This is a genomic window from Desulfosporosinus fructosivorans, from assembly GCF_004766045.1.
In the GTDB taxonomy this organism is placed as follows: Bacteria; Bacillota; Desulfitobacteriia; order Desulfitobacteriales; family Desulfitobacteriaceae; genus Desulfosporosinus; species Desulfosporosinus fructosivorans.
Genome location: NZ_SPQQ01000008.1, coordinates 20,704 through 38,022 on the forward strand (window position 1 = coordinate 20,704; position 17,319 = coordinate 38,022).

General features: G+C 42.6%; 16 protein-coding genes and 1 riboswitch. Of the genes, 7 read left to right on the forward strand and 9 right to left on the reverse strand.

Annotation, left to right across the window (positions count from 1 at the left end; genetic code table 11):
• The first annotated feature begins 296 nt into the window (after positions 1-296).
• Positions 297-1,343 (forward strand): phosphodiester glycosidase family protein, encoded by a 1,047-nt coding sequence (locus E4K67_RS20030; RefSeq protein WP_135549989.1) that lies wholly within the window; start codon positions 297-299, stop codon positions 1,341-1,343.
• 240 nt (positions 1,344-1,583) lie between these two features.
• Here E4K67_RS20030 and E4K67_RS20040 read toward each other — a convergent pair whose 3' ends face one another.
• Positions 1,584-2,432 (reverse strand): hypothetical protein, encoded by an 849-nt coding sequence (locus E4K67_RS20040; protein ID WP_135549991.1) that lies wholly within the window; start codon positions 2,430-2,432, stop codon positions 1,584-1,586.
• Positions 2,433-2,637: 205 nt separating this feature from the next.
• Here E4K67_RS20040 and E4K67_RS20045 point away from each other — a divergent pair, with 205 nt between their 5' ends.
• Together E4K67_RS20045 and E4K67_RS20050 are read left to right on the forward strand one after the other, a co-directional pair.
• Positions 2,638-3,489: a YitT family protein gene (locus tag E4K67_RS20045; RefSeq protein WP_135549993.1), complete on the forward strand. Its 852-nt coding sequence runs from the start codon at positions 2,638-2,640 to the stop codon at positions 3,487-3,489.
• A gap of 122 nt (positions 3,490-3,611) precedes the next feature.
• The gene (locus tag E4K67_RS20050) at positions 3,612-4,268 is read left to right on the forward strand and encodes a DNA-3-methyladenine glycosylase family protein (protein ID WP_135549994.1); all 657 of its coding nucleotides are present in this window, start codon (positions 3,612-3,614) and stop codon (positions 4,266-4,268) included.
• Between the two features lie 104 nt (positions 4,269-4,372).
• Here E4K67_RS20050 and E4K67_RS20055 read toward each other — a convergent pair whose 3' ends face one another.
• A complete protein-coding gene (locus tag E4K67_RS20055; protein ID WP_135549996.1) occupies positions 4,373-5,383 on the reverse strand; it encodes a cation diffusion facilitator family transporter in 1,011 nt (336 codons plus the stop codon).
• 214 nt (positions 5,384-5,597) lie between these two features.
• Here E4K67_RS20055 and E4K67_RS20060 point away from each other — a divergent pair, with 214 nt between their 5' ends.
• Positions 5,598-6,215: an SGNH/GDSL hydrolase family protein gene (locus E4K67_RS20060; RefSeq protein ID WP_243454550.1), complete on the forward strand. Its 618-nt coding sequence runs from the start codon at positions 5,598-5,600 to the stop codon at positions 6,213-6,215.
• A gap of 86 nt (positions 6,216-6,301) precedes the next feature.
• On the opposite strand, the gene E4K67_RS20065 is transcribed toward E4K67_RS20060, so the two are convergent.
• From E4K67_RS20065 to E4K67_RS20075, 3 genes are all read right to left on the reverse strand, one after another.
• Positions 6,302-6,955 (reverse strand): TVP38/TMEM64 family protein, encoded by a 654-nt coding sequence (locus E4K67_RS20065; RefSeq protein WP_135550000.1) that lies wholly within the window; start codon positions 6,953-6,955, stop codon positions 6,302-6,304.
• Positions 6,956-7,222: 267 nt separating this feature from the next.
• On the reverse strand, positions 7,223-7,726 hold the full coding sequence (locus E4K67_RS20070; protein ID WP_135550330.1) for an HD domain-containing protein: 504 nt from the start codon (positions 7,724-7,726) through the stop codon (positions 7,223-7,225).
• Positions 7,727-7,739: 13 nt separating this feature from the next.
• Positions 7,740-8,477: a putative ABC transporter permease gene (locus E4K67_RS20075; protein ID WP_243454551.1), complete on the reverse strand. Its 738-nt coding sequence runs from the start codon at positions 8,475-8,477 to the stop codon at positions 7,740-7,742.
• Between the two features lie 282 nt (positions 8,478-8,759).
• Here E4K67_RS20075 and E4K67_RS20080 point away from each other — a divergent pair, with 282 nt between their 5' ends.
• Both E4K67_RS20080 and E4K67_RS20085 read left to right on the forward strand, forming a co-directional pair.
• Positions 8,760-9,920, forward strand: coding sequence for an aminotransferase-like domain-containing protein (locus E4K67_RS20080; protein WP_135550004.1), 1,161 nt, complete (start codon positions 8,760-8,762; stop codon positions 9,918-9,920).
• A 320-nt stretch (positions 9,921-10,240) separates the two neighbouring features.
• Positions 10,241-10,660, forward strand: a complete 420-nt coding sequence (locus E4K67_RS20085; protein WP_158408527.1) for a hemerythrin domain-containing protein — start codon at positions 10,241-10,243, stop codon at positions 10,658-10,660.
• Between the two features lie 192 nt (positions 10,661-10,852).
• Here E4K67_RS20085 and cobS read toward each other — a convergent pair whose 3' ends face one another.
• From cobS to cobT, 3 genes are all read right to left on the reverse strand, one after another.
• The gene (gene cobS, locus E4K67_RS20090) at positions 10,853-11,590 is read right to left on the reverse strand and encodes an adenosylcobinamide-GDP ribazoletransferase (RefSeq protein WP_135550007.1); all 738 of its coding nucleotides are present in this window, start codon (positions 11,588-11,590) and stop codon (positions 10,853-10,855) included.
• A 5-nt stretch (positions 11,591-11,595) separates the two neighbouring features.
• Positions 11,596-12,237 carry a bifunctional adenosylcobinamide kinase/adenosylcobinamide-phosphate guanylyltransferase gene (gene cobU / locus E4K67_RS20095; protein ID WP_135550332.1) on the reverse strand — a complete coding sequence of 214 codons (642 nt, stop codon included), beginning with the start codon at positions 12,235-12,237 and terminating at the stop codon, positions 11,596-11,598.
• 73 nt (positions 12,238-12,310) lie between these two features.
• Positions 12,311-13,390 carry a nicotinate-nucleotide--dimethylbenzimidazole phosphoribosyltransferase gene (gene cobT / locus E4K67_RS20100; RefSeq protein ID WP_135550009.1) on the reverse strand — a complete coding sequence of 360 codons (1,080 nt, stop codon included), beginning with the start codon at positions 13,388-13,390 and terminating at the stop codon, positions 12,311-12,313.
• Between the two features lie 111 nt (positions 13,391-13,501).
• Positions 13,502-13,676, reverse strand: a riboswitch (cobalamin riboswitch).
• A gap of 343 nt (positions 13,677-14,019) precedes the next feature.
• On the opposite strand from cobT, the gene E4K67_RS20105 reads away from it, so the two are divergent.
• Positions 14,020-15,324 (forward strand): hemolysin family protein, encoded by a 1,305-nt coding sequence (locus E4K67_RS20105; protein ID WP_135550335.1) that lies wholly within the window; start codon positions 14,020-14,022, stop codon positions 15,322-15,324.
• A 48-nt stretch (positions 15,325-15,372) separates the two neighbouring features.
• On the opposite strand, the gene asnB is transcribed toward E4K67_RS20105, so the two are convergent.
• The gene (gene asnB / locus E4K67_RS20110) at positions 15,373-17,262 is read right to left on the reverse strand and encodes an asparagine synthase (glutamine-hydrolyzing) (protein WP_135550011.1); all 1,890 of its coding nucleotides are present in this window, start codon (positions 17,260-17,262) and stop codon (positions 15,373-15,375) included.
• Between the last annotated feature and the right edge of the window lie 57 nt (positions 17,263-17,319).

Consider the following 17,319-nt stretch of genomic DNA (forward strand, 5'->3'; position numbering starts at 1 on the left):
GAATGGGATACACTATCTTAATAGTAAGAAGTGAGCAACGCGTTGGATAAGGAAATTCGAAATTTCCCAACCAACGCGTTTTATTGTATTTACCAATATATTCCACGTAAACATAATTGTTACGTGAACAGAAACACACAACAAAATCCACTCAAATGGCGGATTTTGTTGTGTGTTCGTTAATGTATAAATATTTTGGGTTTATTTCTACAAATTGGTTTAACTTTATATAAAGAATATGGTGTAGAATATAGATATTTGATGAATCATGTTTATTCTTAGGAGATGGAGCTAAAATGAGTAATACAGGGATTTCTAGGTCTTCAAATTCAATAATTCAACTTAGAGCTGATAGAAAACCTGCAGGGATCTATTATTACAGTCGCAAGAAAAAACGGTTAAAGCAAACATTAAAGGGGATGCTCAGTCTCTTCCTAATCTTTGGTTTGTGCTTTTTGGGGTTTTTATATGCTCCCGTCAAACCCTTTGAGATGCTTCGTAACTTATGGGTGACTAGCGCAATGACGACGTTGAACCATCAGTACCTTGCAACGTACTTGTTTAGCGGGGCAGAGATTCAAGAAATAATGGATAACAACAAAGCCGCGGATCTGGGCAACTCCCATCCCTCAAACATTAAGACGCTTGGAATTGAAAACAATACTGGAACAGAGCTGATTGATATCAGTCAAAAGGGTTTTAAAGGTTATCTTCTTAAGGTTAATAATCCTAAACGTGTAAAGGTAGCAGCAACGCGTTATCTCGGCGAAAAGGGAGAAAAGGCTGAAGACATTGCTAAAGAGAACGGAGCAGTTGCCGTCATTAATGGAGGGGCGTTTGATGACCCGCAGGGTAACGGCAACGGTGGTCAACCGCTGGGTATCCTTATCTCGGACGATAAAATTCTCTATAAAGCTCCAGTCTCAGCATTTGACATTATAGGGCTAAATAATGACAATGTTTTGATTCTTGGTCATTATACCCTGAACCAAATTAAACAAATGGGCATAAGGGATGCCGTCTCGTTCAGTCCATTCCTTGTAATTGATGGTAAACCGGCGATTACCCATGGAGACGGGGGATGGGGTATTGCTCCCCGGACAGCGATAGGACAGACGAGGGATGGCAGTATTTTGATGCTGGTCATCGATGGACGTCAGATTGGGTCCATAGGTGCAACCCTTAAGGATGTACAAGATATTATGCTCGAATACGGTGCCTATAATGTTGCGAATCTTGACGGCGGCGCCTCAGCGGTTCTTTACTACAATGGCGAGATCGTCAATCACCCATCGAGTCAGTATGGTGAACGCCATGCGCCGTCCTTTTTTATTGTAAAATAAACTTACGATTTTCATAGGAATATGCTCGAAAGTCAGCAAGTTGGTCTTAGCTATTACCTTTGCATTGCGGCAGAAGCCTTCGAAGCCTTAAACGTTAATGAATAAAATTAGGTAGAGTAAATTACTTTCAAAAAGAACAGTCGATATTCGACTGTTCTTTTTGAAGCGTTCTAAATTTAGCTAATCTACTTTTTCTCCTCTAGACTTTAACCATTCAATAATCCCTTGCTTCAAGATTAATCAATTTATTGTTTCCTCAGTTTGCAAGGAATATCTCTCAAGTAAAATAAAAATTGATAAACCGAAAAAATAAACTAACATTGTGTAGAACAGATTCCACCCGTCCTGAAAAACTAGGATGTTCAACTTGACCAGTAGGCTTTGACCCACAAAAGAAATAATGAAGGGCACAAACTTCCAATACCATTTTTCAAGGACGCAAACGAAAAACACTAAGATCAAAGTCTCAACTAACTGATAAAGGAATATAAACATGGTACTAGACAAGTACATATCTTGGGCCCAATTCACATTATAGTGTTGTTTCCCTAAAAGTAGAATTATTGGAATCGGATAGTGTAAAATGACAAACCCAACGAAGTAGAATGTGCTAGTGCGCAACCATCCATGCGGTATTTTGTCTAACTTTTTAAACCACACTTTAGTAAAGAGCTGATAAATAAAAATCGCAACACCTGTCATGTAATATTTCCACCAATGATGTTCGTATATTCCTAAATTCATAAACAAATACTCTATTAGTAAATAAATAGCGGTAATCAAAGAAATCCACCCATATCCCAATGAGTACGCTGCAACTAATATCGCAGTGCCAGGATAGAAAGTCGAGTTGAGTATAAGATGACCTAAAATGTTTTGGGCCCAAGGGCTTGTGTAGATACCAGTTTTGTAAGCATACCCATCAAGTAAACCAAGCACAACAAATTCACCTATCCATGTAACACATGTAGAAAATATAAAAAACACAAGAAAAGTAGAGAGCTTGATATCTCTTTTCTTATATATTGTAAAGGCCGCGATTCCCACCCCAATGATAGCTAGAAGACAATACCAGTAGATGCTTGCCATAACTTCCTCCCAAATGTTTGTCTTATCATGTTGTGGTTGTAGGCAAAATGGTTAATAATAACGAGGTAACAAGTAATAGCTTTTCTCTAAGTTCAGAACATTATTCAAAAGAAAAAGGACTTACAACCCAATGGAACGCTCGCGTAGGCCTACTGGCGAGTCGTATATTGTGGTATAATCCTAAAAAAGAAGAGGTAATCTACATATGAAAGAGCCAATAAAAGAGTATTTAATAATAACTTTAGGTGTTATTTTGGTTAGTATCGCAGTGGCGTATTTTTATGTACCAGCTCATATAACTGGAGGTGGGATTACAGGTATTGCTATTATTATAAACTATCACATGCCTTCCTTACCGATTGGAATGTTGATGTTGGTTATGAATGTTGTTTTATTCATTATTGGTTTTCTGTTCATAGGCGGTAATTTTGGAGCTAAGACGATCTATGCTAGTTTCGGTGTGTCTGGAACCATGTGGTTAATAGAAGTGGTTATGAAACCGCAGGCTCTGACAAATGATGTATTACTCTCAGCAATAATTGGGACATTATTACTTGGAACAGGTCTAGGGATCGTTTTTTCTCAAAACGCATCAACGGGAGGAACGGATATAATTGCAAAGATATTGAACAAATCGTTGCATTTAGAGTTAGGGAAATCCATGCAGTCAGTTGATATTTTTGTAGTTCTCCTGGCAGCTCTAACCTTTGGGATTGCAACAGCATTGTATTCAGTTGTATGTGTTCTTCTAAATGGATTTATAATTGATAGAGTTCTTGAAGGATTTACTTCCGTAAAAGCTGTTATGGTATTTTCTAATAACAGTGAGTACATTCAAAAATATATAATTAATGAAATAGACAGAGGATGCACAGCATTTGAAGGACAAGGGGGGTTCTCTGGAGAAAAAAATTCTGTGATTTATTCGGTTATGGATAGAACACAACTCATAAAACTAAGAACATATTTGAAGAAGAATTATCCAGATTCCTTTATTATTGTTAGTGAGGCACATGAAGTTTTAGGGAAAGGGTTTCAAAATATAGAAAATGTATAGTTGATGGTTGAGTTGGCTTATTAAAGATTTACACGTACCTTGGAAACGCTTGTTATTATGATATTACTGTGGTTAATGATGGCATATAATAAATAGATAATCATTCGATAGGAGCTAAAACCATGCTGATTTTTGACTATGGGCAAACGGAAATTGACTTCTTAAAACGCAAAGACAAAAAGCTGGGTGCAGCCATCGATAGAATCGGAATAATCCAACGTGAGATTACTCCTGATCCTTTCACAGCCTTGATTTCCAGCGTTGTAAGCCAACAGATTTCCAAAAAGGCTGCCGAAACGGTGTGGACCAGACTGTGTATACTGCTCGAGGATATTCCGACTTTAAGTAACAATCCAGACGGTAACAGTCCAGTGCTGAACAATTCAGAAAGTATTCGCCCAGAAAGTATTACCCGGCTGAGCCTGTCTGAAATTAAAGCTTGCGGGATGTCAGAGCGAAAAGCTAGCTACATAAAGGGCATAGCAGAGGCGGCTTTATCAGGAACCGTCAATTTCGAGGAGCTTCATACTCTGCCGGATGAGGAAATTATTTCAAAGCTGTCTTCTCTTCACGGAGTGGGAGTTTGGACCGCTGAAATGCTTCTGATATTTTCCCTCAATCGTCCTGATGTGCTTAGCTTTAAGGATCTAGCAATCTGTCGAGGTATGATGAACATATATGGTCTCAAAGAGCTACCAAAGGAAAAGTTTGAACGCTACAGAAAAAGGTATTCGCCTTATGGTTCAGTAGCATCGTTGTATCTCTGGGCATCCTCATGAGAAAAGCCATATAAGACAGCAACGACATCACTCCCTTTTACTGTTGCGATAAACAATTAGTTTGATATGGTCAGGGCTAAAACGATATCCTTAGAGGGTGTGTTTTAGCTCTTTTCTTTATCGCTAGGAGGGTCCTTAGGCGGCCAATCCTTTACGCCAGTGTCTTCAATAATCCCCAACGTGACATCCGTGATATCTTCATAAGCTAAGAGCTGATCCCGAATTCTAGATTTAATCCTGTCAGCTGTAGCCAAGGTTAAGCCCGGACGAAGTTCAATGTAGCTTTCGACATGATAAAAACGCCCTTCTTGGAGGATGCGCATTTTATTGATATCTGTAGTGTCTGGGTCAGATAAAATAATTTGGCAGACTTTGTCCTCGATTTCCTTCGGAGCAGAAACACCGATGAGTCCTACCATGTTGTCATAGCCTACTCGATAAGCTACTCCCCCCATAAGAAGTCCGATGATGATCGCAGCAAATCCATCTAAGGTTTTAATAGGCGTGAAGCGTGTCACAAGTATTGCTCCAAGGGCCAGTATAGCGCCAAAGGTGGCTACCAGATCTTCGTAGAAGACCAAGCGAGTGGCGGGAGAAGCTCGGTTTACATTTTTTAGAGCGACAGGGATGAGCACTAATCCTTTTGCTTCAGAGCGAGTCTCTCGCGCGATTTCACGCATGGCCTTGGATAAGACAAACCCATCAATAACCATGGAAGTGCCTAAACTAAAAATAATTAATCCCAAACTATCAATCGATGCGGGATGTTGGATTAAATGAATCCCTTCAAGAAGGGTCTCATAGGCCATGATCGTAACGATGATCACAGCACCCATGCAGAAAACATTGATCAGACGCCCGAAACCCGTCGGAAAGCGGGGGGTGGGCTTTCGTTCAGCAAGAATGCTCCCTATAAAGACAAAGATTTGGTTAATTGTATCGGCGCCTGTGTGCATTGCTTCGGCAAACATAGCGCCACTTCCGCTTAAAGAAGCCGTTATTCCTTTAAGAATGACTAAAAAAAGGTTGCCTAGGGCCGCGTAAAACGATGAAGTATTTCCTTTTTTAATAAGTTCCCACGCTTTAATCAGTGATTCCTCCTTAGTCTCCGCCATTAGGGGTCTCGCCAGCCTCGGCTATAGCACAATAATCCTGAACTTCTGTTGAGTCATAATCAGAACCAGATCATAATGAAGGCTTGGCCATAGCCACGTTTTCTATATAGCATCCCACAATCTTTAAGGTTTATGCTCAGCGAGTGACAGATGGTAAATGGTAAACATAACCTATAATGTGATATGTAGGAATGTTTTGAAGGCGGTGAGAAGGGTGAGTTTATATCTGGCGTTGGGTGATTCGATAACTGCAGGGTATGGAGTTGGAAGCGAATTTTCTTTTCCTGCCGTCTACAGTAATTTTCTTAGAAGGCACGACCCTGACTTGCGGGTTTATAATTTGGGTGTTAACGGATTAACGACACAGGGTCTACTTGAGTTATTACAGTTTAATCACAGGCTAAGACAGCTTGTTTCCCAGGCATCATTAATCACCATCACGATAGGTTCCAATGATCTACTGCGTCTTATAAGGAATTCTAATCAATTAGTTAACTCACAGCAGTTAGGTGTTGTTTTAGGTAATTTGGCTAAAACGCTTGCGCTAATAGGAGAAGTTCTTAGGCAGCTCAATCCTAGAGCAATTATAAAAGTGGGTACTCTGTATAATCCCCTGCCAGCAGGCCCTTACGCCCAATATTATGTCCAAGTACAGGGGGTTATCGATTCCGCTAACGCTATAGTTATTTCTTGGGCAAAACGCTATGGTTTTGTGGTGGTTTATATAGATCGTGAGATAAGAGGAAAAGAAAGCTCACTAATCGGCTCGGATTATGGGCACCCCAATGCAGCTGGGTATAGAGCAATTGCAAAGGCATTCGCTAGGTATTGAGTTCGCAGAGTAGAAAATATACACAAAACCCCAACAGCCTCAGAGAGACCTGTTGGAGTTTTGTAACTTCGCACTCGCTAAAATTTTCACAGTAAGCGAGGTTCCTTTGGGAATTTCTTTGTAAAATACCAATAGAGACCAACTGAACCAAAAACCAGAACGCCGATGGCTAAGGCTAATAGCAGCCGACGGGGATGATGTGATATTCGCCATAAATCATGTCCTACCCATGATTCCCAAACAATCATGGGTATTTTACCGAGCAGTGTGGCCATCAAGAACGATGGAAAGGTCATAAGGGATAAGCCGGCGGCATAATTAACTGCTGCAGAGGGTAGTACTGGAATAAGTCGCGAGAGCAGAACAACGGAAAAGCTATTGCCTCTTAGAAGAGTGCCCCATTTTCCTAGCTTCGACATCTTGGGCTGTGCCCAGGCTTGTCCAAGCGTACGTGCTAACCAAAAACCTAAAGAGGCACCTAACAAACTTCCGCAAAGGGAAAGCAAAAAACCACCGATCCACCCATAAAGAATGGTGTTAATCCCAGCCATTAAGACGAAGGGTATCACTGGGAAAAGAGCCAAAATCATGACGATAACAAGATCAATAAAAATACTTAGTAATCCCCACTGTGAGACAAACGCCTTTAAAGCGGTGGGGTTCTGTAGCTTGGGATAAAGAAAAACCACTATAGCAAGTGAAATGAGCAACGTTATAAAGGAAAAGTGTTTCTTGGTCAACGGTCATCCTCCCACGGCATCAATACTTAGGGATCCATACTCTTGATGCTTAAGAAGGATCCTTGCTCTAGTTTAATGCAGCTTTACTTTGAAAGCTACATATTTTTGTAGATTCGCTGATATTTCGTCAATTCTATTGTGTTGTGAGAAATACGAAAAAGAGTGGTCCAAAATTTGTGAAATGGCTATGATTGACAATGAGAAATGGCATGCTAGAATTCAAGGCATGCCATTTTCGTCATTTCTAAAGTAAAAAGTGAGCCTTCTCTAGTTGCTCTTATTTACAAGACGGAGAGAAGTGTATCTTTCGGAGGGGGGCAGGGTACGTTTGAATTTAAATCTAAATTCCTGTATAGAGGCCATTTTATCAGCGATCATAACGAGAAAAGCCTCCCGGCTCCGGGGCATGCGAACGGTGAGCGGCCACATATGACTTAAAATAATGTCTTTTTCCTTCTCATTAAGGTTAAAACAACGTTCCGCGTTGTCACAGGCAATACGAGGATGGCGAAAACCATGCCATCTTGACCCGTCGGGTCTAAGGTGATGCCAGTCATATAAGAAAAAGTCATGAAGTAGGGCCCCGCGGATGAGTGCTTGCGTATCTAGCCTGATTTTTCTATCTTCTAGTCGTATTGACCAGTCATAAGCAATTTGAGCAACGCGGATGGAATGTTCTAGCGTGGTAAAAGGACGGTGATGAGTATATGAAGCTAACTGTTTATACTCATCGTGGTTCAAGATGTCATCAATATGCTCTGCTAAACTCAATTGTTTCACCTTCCTAATCAAGTGTGTGGGTGTCGTTTTCTCTATCGGGATCGTAAAATTTTTTGCGTTGGAGTACTAAAAAGTGTTCGAGGGCTGCCTGTTTTGCATAAAGCAGATCCATTTTCTCACTTAAAGTGTGGCGCATTCTGGGATACGTATTCAGGAGGCGCCGAAACGGAGAAAAGGCCATTTGGAACGGCGTAAGTTCCAATCGTTCATATCGTTCCTGAAATACAGCAATAAAATGCTCAAGACGTCGAAGTAATAGGGTTGAGTGAATAATATCCCATATTACATAAGTGGTCAATATAATTGCCAAAATAGTACTGGTCGGGAAGGGAATCTGCAAAAGATAAATTTGAACTTTAGGATGAATGACATGATGAAACACAAGGCCCAAGACTCCCCAGAGCAGAGAATAGGGAAGCGCTATCCGCCCGTGAAGATTGAGGGGCGTTTCATGATAGTCCCAGAGTTGCAGATGAAAGAAACGCTCGAAAAACCAACCAGCGGCATATTCTAGTACGGTACTTAAACACACGAACCAAATGAACTGCCATTTCCAATCCAGAAGGGATAATAGTCCTGAGGACCAAATCACCATCGTTGCGAATAATCCGTAGATTGGAAGGAAAGGGCCAGTTAAGAATCCAGGATTGACTAACCTGCGTAGTGGGACCGAACGGTACAGGGTTTCCATGACCCAACCCGCAAATGCGTATAAAGCGAAAGTGAGGATAAAGATTGTCATGGTTACGATTTTCCCTTTCAGTGCTCTACTAATGAAAATAGAATATACTCAGTCAACATTTAAGTGGTATCTCTATAAGTGTACTCTATAAATCTGTCGTTGTACATTTATATGGAACAATGTATGATAAAATTATTGTTTTAATTTTAAATTACAGGATAAATATTTCTTGGGGCAGGAGTTTATTTCACAAAGTCGAATTAATTAAAGAGTAATTAATTATTATCTAAATATGTAGAGTCTTGGAGAAAAAACTTGAGCGGATCTTGAGGAGGAAATAGGATGCAGTACGCGAGTTGGATGGAAGAGTCGGGTGAAAGTTTTATCGGAGAAATGTTAAAGGCAGCGCAGAACCCCAGTATGATTTCTTTTGCCGGTGGATTGCCTGCGTTGGAACTTTTTCCAGATCAAGCATTGCAGCGCAGTTTTCAACACGTTTTTGAAGAGCAAGGGAAACCAGCTTTGCAATATGCTCAAACTGCCGGTCATCCACAGCTCAGACAGTGGTTAGCAGAGCAGCATAAGCACAACGGTAAACCGGTCAAAATCGAGGAAATAGCGGTGACAACGGGTAGCCAGCAAGGATTGAGTTTGTTAGCGCAAACCTTTCTTGATCCTGGGGATGTCGTTTTTGTAGAGACGCCTACTTATATAGGAGCGATTCAGGCTTTTCAATCGTTTAGAGCGCAGATGATGATGATACCGTGTGATGAGCAGGGGGTTATTCCAGAAGAACTGGAAAAGAAGCTGAAACTAGTCACACCAAAGTTTCTGTATCTCATTCCCAATTATCAAAACCCTTCAGGGAAGGTTATGGGGCTTGAACGACGGATTGAACTGCTGCATGTGGCAAAGGCTCATGACTTGCTAGTTGTTGAAGATAATCCCTATGGTGAGTTGCGATTTGAAGGAGAGAAATCCCCGAATTTAATAGAACTAGGGGATAACGTCATTTACTTGGGTACTTTCTCCAAAGTTCTTTCCCCTGGACTGAGGGTAGGCTATGTCGTCGCGGACCCCGATATCATTAACCATCTTTGTCAAACCAAAGAAGGTGTGGACTTGCACAGTAATAACCTTACGCAACGCGCTGTACTTGAGTTTTTAAAAGAAGGATTGCTTCCCGGTCATATCCAGAACTTACGCACAGTTTACAAGGAACGCAGAAACGCTATGGTTCGGGCCGTCGAAAAGTATTTAGGGAACGAGGTGGAGATGATTATTCCCTCTGGAGGGCTATTTTTATGGGCGCGCTTCAAAAAGATTACTAACAGTTTTGACTACGTTCAGGAGACCATTCGACAAAATGTTCTTTATGTACCGGGTGCGTTATTTTACCCAGATGGGCGTGTGACATCCGAAGTGCGTTTGAATTACTCCTGTTCAACTCCCGAGATCATTGATGAGGGTATTCAACGTTTAGCTCGGGCGATCAAAGGGTAAGCGGGGCGAGGGTGCTTGGGACATCACGCTGATATTGCCAATTTGAGCAGAGAAGACGAAGTCTATTTGACTGTAGGAAAAGTGTCTGCAGACAAGGGGACGGTTCTTCTGTCTAACTCTTCAAGTTAGACAGAAGAACCGTCCCCTTGTCTGTGTGTTAAAATGACCGTCCCCTTTACACGCTTAAGTGTGATTTTTATCACATCAAAAAACCTTCTGAGACACAACTGGTAATCTATTTTTATTATATTATTTAGGCATACCGAAAGCATAAAACCGCGGTTTGCAACAAAATTAAGGATTGAAGGAGAATAATTAAAGTGGATATATCAAATCTGAATAGACAACATAATGATATTGCCAATTTGATCACTGAAGTCGAAGGCTATTTGAGTGTAAAAAAAGTATCAGTCACTGCCTCTGCCTTTGAGGTTACCATGAAGATTGCTAAACTCGCAGGCCTATTGAAAATACACTTGAAGCATGAGGACGAAGTTCTGTATCCAAAGCTTAGGACCTCAAATGACCTAAAGGTGAGGCAGACAACCGAATGCTTCATTAATGAAATGGGTGGGCTAAGTAGCGCGTTTGATGAATACAGGTGTTTGTATAAAAACAGTAACTATATTAAAGATAATCCAGATGAGTTCATAAGGGATACAGAGGCGATAATTGATGCACTAAGGAAGAGAGTTAAAAAGGAAAATGAAGACCTCTACCTTCTAGCAGAGCAGCTTTAAGTAGTACATACTTCAATGTCAGGTTATGACGAGCAAAGCCATTTCTTGGTTTAGAAATACTAAACAAGAATGGCTTTGCTTGAATGAAACATCAGTTCAGTAATGATGTTTTAGGATTGGTTGCGTTTGTGAGAAGACGTGGGCATTGTGGATGATGTTTAGTTAGTCATCGCTCAAGAGATTCTAAGGGCATTATCGCAAAAAAGGAAAAGCGGCCAGTAAGCACACCACTTCTGAAACCTCGATAAATGCTCCGTACAAATCTCCAGTTAGGCCCCCTAAGAGGGAGGAAATCCTAGCAGCCCAAAGGGTTATGGCAATCACGCATACTCCAAAGGCAATTAGCCCAGCAAAGCTGGCTAGATAAAAGGAGGCTCCTAAGACTAAGCCTCCACTGATAAGAAACGGGATCCAGTGGATCGTTTCATGAATACCTTTTCCAAGTCCTTGGGGGCGGGCATACGGAAATCCGACAACTCCAATTTGAAATACCCAGCGTGAGAGCATGGGCATAACAAGGAGAATGGAAAACTGAGTCGGACTTAGGCTAGCCAGTAGGGTGAATTTTAAGAGGAGTAGGCCTACTAGGGCCATGCAGGCATGAGCTCCAATTCGGCTGTCCTTCATGATCTCCAAGATGCGTCCTGGACTGCGGGCGGATAATAAACCATCCATACTATCCATGAACCCATCGAGGTGAAGCCCTCCCGTAAGCATTAACTCTACAACTAATAAGAGAGCACCTAGAACCAAGGGGGGGAAGTAAAGAGTCAACCCCTTCGCCAGAAGCCAGAGAACTAGTCCTATAACAAGTCCGACCAAAGGATAATAGCGATAACTACGTGTAAATTCCTCCGAGGTGACTTCTACTTTGGGTGCAGGTAAAGGGAGCCGAGTCAGAAATGTAAGGGCAATTAGAAATCCACGCAATTTAATCACTCCTTGAGCAGGGACGCAAGCAGCTTTTCGCCAGAGTGTTTGATCTCTATGGGGAAACCTGCTACGACCATATAAACCTGTTCAGCACTCTGAGCCAGGATTTGATTGCTTCGTCCAGCTAAATCCCGGTAGGCTCGGGCCAAAGGGTTTTCAGGAACAATTCCTTGACCGACTTCGTTCGAGACAAAGATAACTTGCGGTTTAATTTCTTGGGCCAGTTGAGCAACGTTTTTCACAATATCCAAGATCTGAGGTTCAAGCTCGTTGTTAAATGAATCATTGTCGTTCTGAAGGTCTAAGGGGAATTTTTCTCCATCTGGGCAGGAAGGGGTCACTGGTTGTGATTGTCCGGCTAAGAGTAGATTGGTGAGCCAGAGTGTGACACAATCAAGGAGAACTACCCCCTCTTCGTCTTTAAGTTTAATCAAGGTTTCTCGAACGTTTCGGGGCTCTTCGATGAGCCGCCATGTTGCTGGACGTTGGAGCTGGTGTTTTTTGACGCGTAGAGCCATTTCTTCGTCCCAAATTTGGGCAGTGGCAATGTATATTACGGGCCGTTTTGCATGAGCGGCAAGAAGTTCGGCAAAGCTACTTTTGCCGCTACGGGCACCGCCAGTGATGAACGTAAATTGAGAGATTGCATCCACCTACTTACTTGTTTTTTGGCTTACAGATTACTCAAATCTGGTTTAATGATCTCCCTCGAAGGACTTAGGTTGACTGTTCGCTGACTCCAGCATCCGCGAAAGTGGACATTTCCTCAATAATATGAAGAGCTGCTTCGACGAGGTGAAAGGTTAAGGCGGCCCCAGTCCCTTCGCCAAGTCTCATATTTAAGTTAAGTACCGGATCGAGTCCCAGATAAGCTAAGGCCTTGCGATGACCTATTTCTACTGAACCGTGGGAGGGGATCATAAAAGAGGTGCTTTTCGGGGCAAGTTTCGCAGCAATGAGTGCTCCAGCAGTCGAAATAAAACCATCGATCACGATGGGGACACGGCTTGCTGCAGCTTGAAGGATTGAGCCTGCGATTGCTGCGATTTCTAATCCTCCTACCTTAGCTAGAACATCAAGAGCGTCCTGTGGATCGGGTTGATTAAGTTCAATTGCTTTTTCAATTACCCTTCGTTTCTTAATTAATCCAGCATCATCGATGCCAGTTCCTCGGCCAACGACGGATTCAATGGGGGAATTTGTAATCAGGGCGACGATTGCCGAGCTGGGGGTCGTATTCCCGATGCCAAGGTCTCCAGTTCCTAAGAGGTTAAAGCCTGCACGGATTTTTTCATCGGCAACTTCTGCGCCAACTAGCAAGGCTTGGAGGGCCTGCTGACGGGTCATTGCGGGTCCTTTGGCCATATTCTGAGTTCCGTTAGCAACACGTTTGTGAATGATGTCCCCCTCTAAAGGGAAGGCAACTCCAACATCAGTACAAAAAACCTCTGCATTGGCCTGGCGAGCTAAAACATTGATGGCTGCGCCACCCCCTATGATATTGTAAACCATTTGGGGTGTCACTTCTTGAGGGAAGGCACTTACCCCTTCTGCGGCAACCCCATGATCTCCGGCCATTAATAGGATGGCTTTCTTCAATATTTTAGGACTCGAGGTTCGTTGGATACCGCCTAGCTGCTTTGCCAAAGATTCTAATTGTCCAAGACTACCTAGTGGTTTGGTGAGCGAGTCCAAGCGTTTTTGGATCTGAGCAACGCTCTCCTCATCAAGGTCCGAGATGTTCTTTGTGATTGTCTCAAGTTGGGCGTTTAGTTGAGCTACTGTTAAATTATCCATGGTATTTCCCCCTCTATTTTGTAATAATTTGTAGAAAAAGTAAAGTCCCGACCACAAATAAATCTGTGGTCGGGACTTTACCGTCATCACCGCCGCTCCCCAAGGTGTGGGAAGACGTAAATATTTTAGGCAGGTCTCCTGGCTCTCGAATCATCGCGTATCCGTAACCTTCCCAGCCAAAGCCAGTGGTATGCGTTGCTCATCGAATACAGTGGTGGGTCCGCGTCGGTTTTAAACCGAACTTCCCTATTCTCCCGCAAAGGGCACCTAAAATATCGCTATTTTTCTTTTAGCATAACACAACCCTTTTCTTATCTCAATACTTGTCCAGAAATTTAGATATCCGAGATTAGCTTTATACGCAGTAAATTTCCTTTCGGGAGAAGGGCTTATTGCTTAGATTTTCAACACATTTCACAAGATGGGGTCTTTCGTATATAATGGTAAGTACAATAACTATAGCTTTAAACTCAAACTGCTAACATTAATACAAAGAATGATGTATAATTATATTCTAACAAAATACTAATGATATGATAGGATTCATAAAGGTTGCTTCTGGAAATAAAAGGAGGAGAAAAATCATCGAAGGTCTGCTCTGGAGTGTGACAAAGGTTTTAATTGCTCTCTTGTTGGTTGGAATTAATGGTCTTTTTGTGGCTGCTGAATTTGCAATGGTAAAAGTACGTAAAACGCGTTTAGCGGAACTCGCGGAGAATGGTTCGCGCAGAGCGCAAACCGCACTTGATGTTGCCTCGAAACTTGACGCCTATCTTTCTGCTTGTCAGCTAGGAATCACATTAGCTTCCTTAGGTTTAGGTTGGTTAGGAGAACCAGCGATTGCCACCCTAATCGAACCGCTGTTTGCGGGTTTTGGTGGTTGGAGTTTGATCTATACTCATACCATTGCTTTTGCCATAGCATTTTTCATCATCTCACTTTTACACATTGTCCTAGGAGAACTTGTTCCTAAATCATTAGCCATTCAAAATGCTGAGAGCATTGCCCTTGTGACTGCTGGCTTCTTAAAGTTTTTCTATTGGATTTTTTATCCAGTTATTTGGTCGCTCAATAGTATAGCTAACCTTATTTTGCATATCTTGAGAATTCAACCGGCCAATGAGGCCGATTTATCACATAGTGAAGAGGAACTAAGAATGTTGGTCGATGCCAGTCAAAAGCATGGCTATTTGGACAAAATGGAAGGTAAACTCTTGGATAATGTCTTTGAGTTTTCAGACCGTATTGCTAGTGAGGTTATGATTCCACGCCAAGATATGGTATGTATCTTCATACAGGATACGTTTGAGGAGATTCTGGAGATTGTAAGACAGTACGGTCATACTCGTTACTTACTGTGTGATGATGATAAAGACCATGTTTTGGGCCTAGTCCATTTGCGGGACATCATTCGGTTACAGGAACAGGCGGGGACGAAAGAGATCACACAAATTAAGCGAGATATCTTGGCAGTTCCTGAGGGAATGCCGATTTCTCATCTAGTCCAGAGAATGAGGAGCCAACGAACCCATATGGCTATTATTGTGGACGAATTTGGCGGCTCGGCCGGACTTGTCACACTTGAGGATATGCTTGAAGAATTGGTCGGAGAGATTTATGATGAATTTGAGTCTGAACAGCCAGACGTTCAGAAATTGGCTGAAAATGAATATATCCTAAATGGACGGGTTTTATTAGAAGAGGTCTCTGAAATGTTCGAGATTGAACTGGAGGAGGATACCGTTTCTACCATAGGGGGATACGTTTTCGCCCGGATTGGTCGTAAGCCAGTCAAAGGGGATACTGTTTATTTTGATGGATTTAACTTTGAAGTGATGGAAGTTATAGGGTATAGAATTACAAAGGTTAGAGTCATTAAGAAACCTCATGAGAGTAAAGGTAATGAAGTAAACGATGTAAATAAAGCCGTTTGATCATTTCTAGTAGGGGCACGATATTACGTCGTGGCCCCTATTTATTTCCTAAAGAATTCTAATTTTGTTTTCTACTAACCAGTAATTTACCTGGATAAGGTAGGCAAAGAGTTGCGGAATGTCCATTAGTTGCCCGAACCATGGACTACCAGAAGGCATGGTAGATGAGACCTTCATGAGATCCCGTAAAGCTGAGATGTTCAGGAAGGGGAGAATTGGAGAAGTTTTGTCTGCCAGAATTTCACTTAGCCAGGTACGAACAGTCAACAGATAAATGGGGTTGTGAGTTTTTGGGTAGGGGCTTTTTTTGCGCCAAAGCACATCGTCGGGTAAGATCCCGGTGAGAGCATGACGCAGAAGCCCTTTTTCTCTGCCTTCAATAGCTTTCATCTCCCAAGGGATATTCCAAGCATACTCAACTAAGCGATGGTCACAGTAAGGAACGCGTACCTCAAGCCCGGTAGCCATTGTCATGCGATCTTTGCGATCTAGAAGGGTGGGCATGAAACGGGTTAAGGTTAAATAGGTGATCTCGCGGATTCGCGCCTCGCGTTGTGCATTCCCCTGCAAGCTTCTGCTGTCTTGGTGACTTACTGAGGAAGCACTTGGCAGCAGAGGGAGTTCTGCTAGTGCCTCTTCATAGCGTCTCTGTAAGTAATCGTGGGGATGAAGAAGTGCATTTAGTTCAGGGGATAGAATCTGTAAACGATTTTCGACATGCAGTGTCCAAGGAAAGGTCTGGGCCTCGAGGGCATCTTGCCGATGAAACCAAGGGTAACCACCGAACACTTCGTCTGCACATTCACCGGATAAACCAACTGTGACATGCTTCTTTATCTCCCTAGAAAAGAGTAGCAAAGACGAGTCAATGTCAGCCATTCCAGGTAGATCGCGGGCAAGTGTTGCAGCTTTTAGTGCTTCTATAAGGTCTGGAATATCAAAGGTGCAATTGGTGTGGTTGGTTCCGAAGGCTTTAGACATACGTTTAATCCAGGGACCGTCTGCGCCGGGTTGGAAGTCATTGGACTTGAAATAACGGTCGTTATCAGCATAATCAACTGAAAAGGTTGGCAGAGGTCCTTTTCCATCTTTATCAAGGGCAACAGCAGCGATTGCTGTAATAGCACTAGAATCGAGACCTCCAGAGAGTAGGGTTCCAATCGGAACATCGGAAACTAACTGCCGTTCAACGGTATCGAGAAAAAGTTCGCGTATCTTAGCGGTTGTCGTTCCTAGATCATCCGTATGGACATTATTCGGTAAAGCCCAGTACCTGCGGATGTGTAAACCATTTGCAGAATAAAAGAGAACATGCCCTGGTTTTAGTTCGGAAACTCCTTCGTAGACACCAATTCCAGGAGTGCGTGCAGGTCCGACAAGGAAGACTTCAGCTAAGCCTTCTCGACTGATTATGGGGGATATATCCGGGTGTTGTAGCAGGGCTTTAAGTTCTGACGCAAAAACAAGGGAGCCTGTCTGTTGACTGTAAAAGAGCGGCTTAACTCCTAGGCGATCACGTGCCACGAATAACTGCTGTTCTCTACTGTCCCAGATGCCAAAGGCAAATATACCGTTCAAACGCTCAACACATGATGGACCCCATTCTAAGTACGAGAGAAGTAAGGCTTCAGTATCAGAATGCCCTTCAAAATGGTAACCGCGACTCAATAGCTCTTGACGGATCTCGGGCGTATTATAGAGTTCTCCGTTATAGATCAGAATAAACGTGTCTTCACCGCGCTGGCGAATCATCGGTTGAAGGCCACCTTGGGGGTCAACGACAACGAGCCTGCGGTGGCCAAGAGCAGCGCGAGGGGAAAGCCAGTACCCTTCTGCATCTGGTCCCCTGGGTATAAGAGTTTGAGTCATACCGACCAAAATATCTTTATGGAAGGTAAGATCCCGTCTCCAATCTACAAAACCTACGATACCACACATATAGATTCCTCCTCGAAAGATAACCATTATCAATTAACCATAACACAATCTATGACC